This is a genomic window from Citrobacter sp. TBCS-14, assembly GCF_005280805.1.
GTDB classification, from domain to species: Bacteria; Pseudomonadota; Gammaproteobacteria; order Enterobacterales; family Enterobacteriaceae; genus Citrobacter; species Citrobacter gillenii.
The window spans coordinates 128,871-139,201 of record NZ_SZWM01001252.1 but is presented as its reverse complement, the minus strand read 5'-3'; the positions used below and the strand labels follow the sequence as shown (position 1 = coordinate 139,201).

7 protein-coding genes are annotated in these 10,331 nt (G+C 50.4%); 5 read left to right on the top strand and 2 right to left on the bottom strand.

What is annotated here, in order from left to right; genetic code table 11:
* Positions 1 to 281 precede the first annotated feature (281 nt).
* The 5 genes from FDX22_RS27170 to FDX22_RS27150 all read left to right on the top strand — a co-directional run bounded on the left by FDX22_RS27170 (position 282) and on the right by FDX22_RS27150 (position 7,256).
* Entirely contained in the window at positions 282 to 1,913 is a 1,632-nt protein-coding gene (locus FDX22_RS27170) for a sensor histidine kinase (RefSeq protein WP_117343563.1), read from the top strand.
* Positions 1,910 to 2,629, top strand: coding sequence for a two-component system response regulator DcuR (gene dcuR, locus FDX22_RS27165; RefSeq protein ID WP_096758636.1), 720 nt, complete (start codon positions 1,910 to 1,912; stop codon positions 2,627 to 2,629). Before FDX22_RS27170 ends, dcuR begins: the two co-directional genes overlap by 4 nt.
* A 751-nt stretch (positions 2,630 to 3,380) precedes the next feature.
* Entirely contained in the window at positions 3,381 to 4,721 is a 1,341-nt protein-coding gene (gene dcuB, locus FDX22_RS27160; protein ID WP_096758637.1) for an anaerobic C4-dicarboxylate transporter DcuB, read from the top strand.
* Between the two features lie 95 nt (positions 4,722 to 4,816).
* Positions 4,817 to 6,463: a class I fumarate hydratase FumA gene (fumA, locus tag FDX22_RS27155; protein WP_096758638.1), complete on the top strand. Its 1,647-nt coding sequence runs from the start codon at positions 4,817 to 4,819 to the stop codon at positions 6,461 to 6,463.
* A 160-nt stretch (positions 6,464 to 6,623) separates the two neighbouring features.
* Positions 6,624 to 7,256 (top strand): DUF2238 domain-containing protein, encoded by a 633-nt coding sequence (locus FDX22_RS27150; protein ID WP_146718055.1) that lies wholly within the window; start codon positions 6,624 to 6,626, stop codon positions 7,254 to 7,256.
* A gap of 36 nt (positions 7,257 to 7,292) precedes the next feature.
* On the opposite strand, the gene melB is transcribed toward FDX22_RS27150, so the two are convergent.
* A complete protein-coding gene (gene melB, locus FDX22_RS27145; protein WP_146718054.1) occupies positions 7,293 to 8,723 on the bottom strand; it encodes a melibiose:sodium transporter MelB in 1,431 nt (476 codons plus the stop codon).
* Positions 8,724 to 8,814: 91 nt separating this feature from the next.
* Complete coding sequence (melA, locus tag FDX22_RS27140) at positions 8,815 to 10,170, bottom strand: alpha-galactosidase (protein ID WP_146718053.1); 1,356 nt, start codon at positions 10,168 to 10,170, stop codon at positions 8,815 to 8,817.
* Between the last annotated feature and the right edge of the window lie 161 nt (positions 10,171 to 10,331).

Below are 10,331 nucleotides of genomic sequence, written 5' to 3'. Positions count from 1 at the left end.
AAATGACTGACTGCTGCATTCCACAGCAAAACCCCGCCTTATACCCATTTACACACAGAGTTATCCACAAAGCCGTCAGAATCTCTAACCTCATATTACGGAATCCCATGGAAATCGACCTGGAATTCCCTATCCTATAAAGAAGAAACCAACGCATACCCGTTTTCTACTCTATATATAAGGAGAGCAAACGGCAGTAGCCCCATAATCCCCCTACCATCTTTGAATTACGTATCCCATCAGGTGATAATAACCACACAATCAGTCATTCCAGGACCGTGATGAGAAACGCTCTGCAACGTACTGCTATACGCAAACGACCGATGAAGCTCGGCACCACCGTGATCCTCATGGTCAGTGCTGTACTTTTCTCCGTACTGCTCGTCGTTCATCTGATTTACTTCTCACAAATTAGCAATATGACGCGCGATGCCTTAGCGGACAAAGCCCTTGCGGTGGCCCGAACGCTGGCTGACTCCCCGGAGATCCGTCAGGGTCTGCAGAAAGCGCCTCAAGAAAGTGGCATTCAAGCGATTGCCCAGGCGGTGAATAAAAGCAACGACTTCCTGTTCATCGTCGTCACGAATATGCAAAGCATCCGTTATTCACATCCCGAGGCCCAGCGAATCGGCCAGCGGTTTAAAGGCGACGATATTTTGTTGGCCCTGGAAGGGAAAGAAAACGTCGCAATTAATCGCGGCTTTCTGGCTAAAGCACTGCGTGTGTTTACCCCCATCTATGACGAAAACCACCGCCAAATTGGCGTCGTGTCGATTGGCCTTGAGCTCAGCAGAGTCACTGAACAGATTAATAACAGTCGCGACAGTATCTTCTGGTCCGTCTTATTTGGTGTTCTGGTGGGCTTGTTGGGTACCTGGGTGTTGGTCAAGGTGCTCAAACGTATTCTGTTTGGCCTCGAACCCTATGAAATCTCCAACCTGTTTGAACAGCGCCAGGCGATGCTGCACTCTATAAAGGAAGGCGTAATTGCCGTTGACGACAGTGGTGAAGTCACGCTGATAAACCAGGCGGCCCAGGAACTGCTGGATTACCGCAAGTCACAAGACGATGCGCAACTCTCCACGCTCAGTCATGCCTGGTCACAGGTGGTCGATTTTTCTGAAGTCTTACGTGATGGAACACCACGGCGCGATGAAGAGATCACCGTGAAAGACCGGCTACTGCTGATCAACACAGTCCCGGTCATCAGCAACGGTAAAATCATCGGTGCTATTTCAACGTTCAGGGATAAGACGGAAGTCCGTAAACTAATGCAACGCCTTGATGGTATGGTCAACTATGCCGATGCACTTCGTGAACGATCCCACGAATTCATGAATAAGTTGCACGTGATTCTGGGATTATTGCATCTGAAAAGTTATAAGCAGTTGGAAACTTATATAATTAAGACAGCCAACAACTATCAGGAAGAAATCGGCTCATTGCTGGGAAAAATAAAGTCCCCGGTTATCGCGGGATTTTTACTCAGTAAGATTAATCGCACATCCGATTTAGGCCATACCCTTGTCATTAGTAATGAAAGTCAATTACCGGAAAACAGCAATGAAGATCAAGTGACCGTGCTGATTACCGTTCTGGGGAATTTGATTGAAAACGCACTGGAAGCGTTAGGTCAAGAAGCCGGTGGTGAGATCAGCGTATCCTTACACTATCGACACGGCTGGTTACATTGTGAAGTTAATGACGATGGTCCGGGGATCGCTCCCGATCGCATTGACCACATATTTGAGAAAGGCGTCTCGTCAAAAGGAAGCGAACGGGGCGTTGGTTTAGCGCTTGTTAAACAGCAGGTTGAAAGTGTTGGCGGCAATATCGCCGTCGAATCTGAACCTGGGATCTTCACCCAATTTTTTGTACAGTTACCGTGGAATGGTGAGAGGGCCAGCAGATGATCAATGTCTTAATTGTCGATGACGACGCAATGGTAGCGGAGTTAAATCGCCGATATGTGGCGCAGCTCTCCGGTTTTCATTGCTGTGGGACAGCGTCTACGCTGGAGAAAGCCAAAGAAATACTCTTTCATGGCGAACATCATATCGATCTGATTTTGTTAGACATTTATATGCAAAAAGAGAACGGTCTGGATCTGCTGCCCGTTCTGCATAGCGAAGGCTGCAAATGTGACGTCATTGTCATCTCTTCCGCCGCCGATGCTACCACCATTAAGGACTCGCTCCACTACGGGGTCGTCGATTATCTGATAAAACCTTTTCAGGCTTCCCGTTTTGAAGAAGCGCTTACCGGCTGGCTGCATAAAAAGACGGAGATGGAAAAACATCAGTACTATGAACAGTCGGAGCTTGATCAGTTGATTCACGGCAGTTCCTCTACCGAGCAGGAAACACGTCGCTTACCCAAAGGATTAACGCCTCAAACGTTACGTACCTTGTGCCAGTGGATTGATGAGCACCAGGATCAAGAGTTCTCTACTGATGAGTTGGCGAACGAAGTCAATATCTCGCGTGTGTCCTGTCGCAAGTACCTCATCTGGCTGGTCAATTGTCATATCTTATTTACCAGCATTCATTACGGCGTGACTGGCAGACCGGTGTATCGTTATCGCGTTCAGGCTGAGCATTATTCGCTGCTAAAACAATACTGCCAATAAACAGCATTACGGGGATTATTCGTTATATAAAAGTAACAGTTATTAAAATAATGAAAAATTCCCCTACTGCTGTCTTAGACAGCAAAATACTGAATTTGCGTTAGATCAAATATAATTGTATCCAGCATGTTAACGCTCTATTTTATTATTGACAAACATCACACTGTTTTTAATTTCAAAATCACTAACAAAAGTTAATTAAGTATTATCTAACTCGCAGAATGTGTATTTTTACCCCTAAAGGATTAGTCTGATTTTAACCAGACATAAAAATCTATATCGGTAGCAATGGAGAATATGCTACGTACTATGGACACCGTACATTTTTGTGAGCAAATAAAAGTATCCGTTCGCCAACCTCATAGCATCATGAATTGGCGTGAGCGTGATCACATAAATAATACACTCACCTATCCTGCCGGTGGTTCACGTAATAGTAGAATACGTAAAGCTGACGATAAGTTTCCGGTTAACCGGGACAACGTACCTACACTACAACATCAGCCAATGCTCTTCATAACATGCTCTGCTTCCCATCGCCTGAGGATTCTCTCCTCAGAACAAAGTCACAGAAAAAAAGTTAAATATTTCCAATAACGTTTAAAAATTTTCTAGAAAGATATTTGAACATTAATCACAAATACGGACATACCGAATATTGACCGCTTTCTGATGCTTATTACAGCATAAAAGAGTGTGGCACAGATCCATTTATCAAAAATTGACTGGGTTTTTTGCGAGGGTAAATAAAATGTTATTTAGTATACAGCTTCTTATAATATTAATATGTTTGTTTTATGGTGCCAGAAAGGGCGGTATCGCACTGGGTTTGTTAGGCGGTATCGGTCTGGTCATTCTGGTTTTCGTGTTCCATCTCCAGCCGGGTAAACCGCCAGTAGACGTTATGCTGGTCATTATTGCCGTGGTCGCTGCTTCCGCAACTTTGCAGGCCTCCGGCGGTCTTGATGTTATGCTGCAAATTGCTGAAAAGCTGCTGCGTCGTAACCCAAAATACGTTTCCATCGTGGCACCGTTTGTCACCTGCACCCTGACTATCCTGTGTGGTACAGGTCACGTGGTGTACACCATTCTGCCTATCATCTATGACGTTGCGATTAAGAACAATATTCGCCCGGAACGTCCGATGGCGGCGAGTTCTATCGGTGCGCAGATGGGTATCATTGCCAGCCCGGTTTCCGTGGCCGTCGTGTCACTGGTCGCGATGCTGGGTAACGTAACGTTTGAAGGCAAGCACCTCGAATTCCTCGACCTGCTCGCTATCACCATCCCCTCTACCCTGCTGGGTATTCTGGCGATCGGTATCTTCAGCTGGTTCCGTGGTAAAGATCTGGACAAAGACGAAGATTTTCAGAAGTTCATTTCCGTTCCTGAAAACCACCACTATGTCTATGGCGATACCGCTACGCTGTTAGACAAAAAACTGCCTAAGAGCAACTGGCTGGCAATGTGGATCTTCCTGGCCGCTATCGCTGTCGTTGCCGTCCTGGGTGCGGTATCTGAACTGCGTCCTTCTTTTGGTGGCAAACCGCTGTCAATGGTTCTGGTTATCCAGATGTTCATGCTGCTGACTGGCGCACTGATTATCATCCTGACCAAAACCAACCCCGCATCTATCTCTAAAAATGAAGTCTTCCGTTCAGGTATGATCGCGATTGTAGCGGTGTACGGTATTGCCTGGATGGCGGAAACCATGTTCGGCGCACATATGTCTGAAATTCAGGGCGTACTGGGCGAGATGGTGAAAGAATATCCGTGGGCCTATGCGGTTGTCCTGCTGTTGGTATCCAAGTTTGTAAACTCCCAGGCTGCGGCGCTGGCGGCTATCGTGCCGGTCGCGCTGGCTATCGGCGTTGATCCAGCGTACATCGTTGCCTCTGCTCCGGCATGCTACGGTTACTACATTCTGCCGACCTACCCAAGCGATCTGGCGGCCATTCAGTTTGACCGTTCCGGCACCACCCGCATTGGCCGCTTCGTCATTAACCACAGCTTCATTCTGCCTGGTTTGATCGGCGTAAGCGTATCCTGTGTATTTGGCTGGGTGTTCGCTGCAATGTACGGTTTCCTGTAATCACACTTCGCGTGCCGTCCACTTTTGTACGGCACGCTACTCATAAGATGCAGAACAATTTACGTTTCTGATAAAAAAGAAAAGGCTGGAAGCAAATGTCAAAAGTTGAATTCACTTACCAGGCGCCTTTCCCGCTGGGGGAAGACAAAACTGAGTACTATCTGCTGACATCCGATCACGTCAGCGTCGGCGAGTTTGAAGGCGAGACAATCCTCAAGGTAGAACCAGAAGCACTGACGCTCCTGGCCCAGCAAGCCTTCCACGATGCCTCCTTCATGCTCCGCCCGGAACACCAGCAGCAAGTCGCCTCCATTCTTCACGATCCAGAAGCCAGCGAAAACGATAAGTACGTGGCGCTGCAATTCCTGAGAAACTCTGAAATCGCCGCCAAAGGCGTGCTGCCAACCTGTCAGGATACCGGCACGGCTATTATCATGGGTAAAAAAGGCCAGCGCGTCTGGACCGGTGGCGGGGACGAAGCCGCACTCTCCAAAGGTGTCTTTAATACCTACATTGAAGATAACCTGCGCTATTCACAAAACGCCGCACTGGATATGTACAAAGAGGTCAATACCGGGACGAACCTGCCCGCGCAAATCGACCTGTACAGCGTGGATGGTGACGAATACAAATTCCTGTGTGTGGCCAAAGGCGGCGGCTCAGCAAACAAAACGTACCTCTATCAGGAAACCAAAGCACTGCTGACCCCCGGTAAGCTGAAAAATTACCTGGTCGATAAGATGCGCACGCTGGGTACGGCGGCCTGCCCGCCTTACCACATCGCCTTTGTCATTGGCGGCACCTCAGCAGAAAGCACCCTCAAAACGGTGAAACTGGCCAGCACGCACTACTACGACGCGCTGCCGACCGAAGGTAATGCCCATGGTCAGGCGTTCCGTGACGTTCAACTGGAACAAGAACTGCTTGAAGAAGCACAGAAACTGGGTCTCGGCGCACAGTTTGGCGGCAAATACTTCGCACACGATATCCGCGTGATCCGCTTGCCTCGCCACGGTGCATCTTGCCCGGTAGGCATGGGTGTATCTTGCTCTGCCGACCGTAACATCAAGGCCAAAATTAATCGCGACGGTATCTGGATTGAAAAACTGGAGCATAATCCAGCCCAGTACATTCCAGAATCACTGCGTCAGGCTGGTGAAGGTGAAGCAGTTAAGGTTGACCTGAACCGCCCGATGAAAGAGATCCTCGCCCAGCTTTCTCAATACCCGGTATCTACGCGCCTGTCGTTAAGCGGCACCATCATTGTGGGTCGCGACATTGCCCATGCGAAGCTGAAAGAGCGTATTGATTCCGGTGAAGGTCTGCCGCAGTACGTGAAAGATCACCCGATCTACTACGCAGGTCCGGCAAAAACACCAGCGGGTTATCCATCAGGCTCCTTAGGCCCAACCACCGCGGGTCGTATGGACTCCTACGTTGATCTGCTGCAATCCCACGGCGGCAGCATGATCATGCTGGCGAAAGGGAACCGCAGCCAGCAGGTGACCGACGCCTGCCATAAACACGGCGGCTTCTACTTAGGCAGCATCGGCGGTCCGGCGGCAGTACTGGCGCAGCAGAGCATTAAGCATCTGGAATGCGTGGAGTATCCGGAACTGGGTATGGAAGCTATTTGGAAAATCGAAGTTGAAGATTTCCCGGCCTTCATCCTGGTCGATGACAAAGGCAACGATTTCTTCCAGCAAATTGTCAGCAAGCAATGCGCTAACTGCGCGAAGTAACCTATCTGGCCCGGCACCGGACTGCTCCCAATCGTTGGACACCCAACCGTTGAGGACAGCCCGGTGATCCCCCCGGGCCACTCTCCCCCCTCAATAACGGGTATTGAATTTTTATCACGCCCGATGAATAGTAGCCTTTTCGACTACTCGCTAAATCATCATGATCCGCACACTGAATACTTCGATGCTGAATACTGGCGCACTGGTGCTGGCGCTCATTCTTGCCTACACCGGCTTCTGCGCCACAGAAAAAATCACCTGGCTGATGGAAGTCACGCCGGTCATTATTGTCGTCCCGTTGCTGCTGGTGACCGTTAAGCGCTACCCGCTGACGCCGCTGCTCTACACGCTGATATTCTTGCATGCCATCATTCTGATGGTGGGCGGTATGTACACCTACGCTAAGGTGCCGATTGGCTTTGATGTTCAGGAGTGGCTGAATCTGAGCCGCAACCCTTATGACAAGCTGGGCCACTTCTTCCAGGGGCTGGTACCTGCCCTGACGGCCAGAGAGATTTTAGTACGCGGCAATATTGTCAGTGGGCGTAAGATGTTGGCGTTTTTAGTCTGCTGTGTCGCGCTGGCGATCAGCGCCACCTATGAACTGATTGAATGGTGGGCGGCGCTGGCGATGGGTCAAGGTGCAGATGATTTCCTTGGCACGCAGGGCGATCCGTGGGATACCCAGTCAGATATGTTCTGCGCCCTGCTCGGCGCATTAACCACGGTGATACTGCTGGCGCGGGTTCATTGTCGGCAGTTGTGCCGCTATGGGTTAATCACCGTGAACTGATTGCCGGATGTCGCTGACGCTAATCCGGCCTGTACGTTACGCCTTAGCTTCACTGGCGGTTGCTACCGCAACCACCGGTATATCCAGTTGCTCATCCACCGAAGGCACCTTGCGGTACTTATCCAACAAGTGGATCTGGATCCGGCGCAGCGTATCGCCGTTCAGTCGGTAGAAACGGAAGTAGAGGATTAGCGTGACCATAAAAAAGAGGGCCGGTAGCGCTATCATAATGAATTGCATACCCACGATGGTTTCGGCAGACTGCTCAACGTTCGGCAGATAGCCAATTATTCCGAGCACCAGCGCGATAAAGAAAGCAGCAAACGCTGATCCCCCTTTGACCACCATGGTTTGTACCGAATAGGCAATGCTTTCACAACGTACATTGAGCTTGTATTCACCGTAATCGACGGTGTCCGCGACCATAATGACCTGCAGCACCCAGAAAAGCGCCGAACCAATATTCAGTAAAACCCCGGCAATCACAATCAGCAGGGTATTATGAAAACCCGCTAATGCCATCGCCAACAGCACGCCGCAGCTAAGTACCGGCATTATCGATGCCCCAGCCCATAAGATCCGCCGGGACAACGCTTTCACCAGTCGAGGAAAAAGGATCAGCGTCAGCAGATTAGCCGCACCGGCGTAGGACATGTAGTACGGGAAGAGGGCCGCATCGCCAATTACGTAGGTAAAATAGTAAATAGCAAAACCCGCAATAATATTGGCCGCGATATTGTAGGCCAGCGCCATGCCCAGCAAGCAGGAAAGCTGGTCGTTTTTATAGATAAGTCCGACGATCGCTTTCAAACTCAGGCGACTGCTGTCGGCTGTTGCATCGCTGTCCGACGAATACACCTCATGCACATTACGTAGCGTCACGAATGTCGACACGATAAAGAATGCGATCAGCACCAGCGTAAACATCTGGAAACCAAATCCGCGATCGGCCCCGCCAACATAGCTGACAAAGGGCAACGTTACCCCGGCGGTCACAAACCCGGACAAGCTGGCGAAAAAGCGGGGAAACGGCACCAGTTGCTCACGTTCGCGTTTATCTAGCGTAATGGTCGGCACCAGCGACCAGAAGGGAATATCCATAATGGTGTAGGTCATCCCCCACAGAATGTAGGTGACACATACAAAGACAACCTGCGTTGTCCCTTCGAACAGATGGGCGCTAAATAGCAAGAACAGCACCAGCGAGTTCGCCAGGGTGCCGATTAGAATCCAGGGTTTAAACTTTCCCCAGCGTGAGCGGGTGGCGTTAACAATCCAGCCCATGATCGGATCGTTAATCGCATCCCAAATCCTTGCCGCCAGGAACAATGTCCCGACCAGACCCACCGATAACCCCACCACATCGGTGTAGTAATACATCAGGTACATGTACACAATACCAATAGCGAAATCCTTACCAAACGCTCCAAATCCATAACTGAGTTTTGTTGTCAGAGATATGCTCATAGGGTATCGGGTCACTGTTACCAGCGCCCGCCTTCTGTAATAGGAAACGTGAGACGTCGGGCGCCGGACATGCTGCCGGCGCGCAAGGGGCTTATCGATGTAACCAGGCCGGTAACCAGTCGCCATGTGAAGCGATCAGGTCGTCCACCAGCGCATAAATCTCCTCAATGCCCAATACTGCCGCGGTATGGGGGTCCATCATTGCCGCGTGATACACCCGATCGCGGTTTTCCGTCAGGATGGCTTCGGTCAGCAGGGTCTGCACATTGATATTGGTTTGCATCATTGCCGCCAGATGCGATGGGAGAGTGCCCACCTTCGTCGGTTGAATGCCATTGGCATCAACCAGACACGCCACTTCCACACAGCAGCCCTGTGGCAGGTTATCGATCAGGCCGTCATTACGCACGTTGCCATAAATCACACTCGGCTCACCGGTCCAGATGGCATTCATGATCGTGCTGGCATATTCCCGCGACGGTTTAATATCAATCCGCGCCGCCGTTTTGTACTCCTCCAGCTCTTTATGCCAGTTCGCCAGTTGTTCCACGCAACGTTTCGGGTATTCATCCAGCGGCACCTTGTAGCGCTCAATCAGGTCTTCACGTCCCGGCTTAATAAACCACGGCGTATATTCAGCAAAATGTTCTGAAGACTCAGTAACGAAGTACCCCAGTTTTTTGAACATCTCATACCGCACGATGTTCTGGCAGCGGCTATTCCCGTGAATGTTAGGCTTCGGCGCCTGACCGGCTTCATAAGCAGCCAGCAGTTCCGGGTACAAATCCACATAGCTGCCCTCTGCTGTTTTTCGTTCCAGCTTCAGGTAAAACGCCATATGGTTGATCCCGGCGCTACGGTAGCGCAACGTGGCGGGATCGATATTCAAATCACGCGCCAACTCCTCCGCCGTCCCCTGAACAGAATGGCACAGCCCAACCTGTTTAATCTGCGGATACCGTGCATACATAGCCCAGGTGTTCATCGCCATCGGATTGACGTAGTTAAGCATCGTGGCATGCGGGCAGACTTCGGTCATGTCTTCACAAATCTGCCATAAATGCGGGATGGTGCGCAGCGCGCGCATAATGCCGCCCGGCCCCAGCGTATCGGCAATGGTTTGTTCCAGACCATGACGTTTACACACGTCAAAATCAGTGACGGTACACGGCTCATAGCCGCCAATCTGGAAGGCGACAACCACAAAATCGGCATCCTGCAACGCCGCTTTCCGATCGGTATGACAGGTAATGTGACCGGATGCGCCCGCTGAATCCATCAGTTTGCGCACCACAATATGCGATTCTTCAAGGCGTGTGGGATCGATATCCATTAAGGCAATATGCGCAGATTTCAGTGCATCGCGGTGAAAGACATCCCCGAGAATATTTTTGACGAAAATCGTGGAACCGGCGCCGATAAAGGTAATTTTGGGTGCAGACATCATCACTCTCCAGAACGTTGTTGGTCATCGTCAGGATGGCACGCGATGGCGATGAAAACCTCCGGCTTCTGTAATGAGCATTCCCAAAAACTCAGATCACCTTTCCGCCCACGCAGAATCTGAGTTAATGGGATTAAATTAGCCGAAAAGCAGAGTATGTGGCC

Coding starts and splice junctions, on each gene's coding strand:
- FDX22_RS27150 (WP_146718055.1), top strand. CDS start 6,624: ATGATCCGCACACTGAATACTTCGATGCTGAATACTGGCGCACTGGTG.
- dcuB (WP_096758637.1), top strand. CDS start 3,381: ATGTTATTTAGTATACAGCTTCTTATAATATTAATATGTTTGTTTTAT.
- dcuR (WP_096758636.1), top strand. CDS start 1,910: ATGATCAATGTCTTAATTGTCGATGACGACGCAATGGTAGCGGAGTTA.
- fumA (WP_096758638.1), top strand. CDS start 4,817: ATGTCAAAAGTTGAATTCACTTACCAGGCGCCTTTCCCGCTGGGGGAA.
- melA (WP_146718053.1), bottom strand. CDS start 10,170: ATGATGTCTGCACCCAAAATTACCTTTATCGGCGCCGGTTCCACGATT.
- melB (WP_146718054.1), bottom strand. CDS start 8,723: ATGAGCATATCTCTGACAACAAAACTCAGTTATGGATTTGGAGCGTTT.
- FDX22_RS27170 (WP_117343563.1), top strand. CDS start 282: ATGAGAAACGCTCTGCAACGTACTGCTATACGCAAACGACCGATGAAG.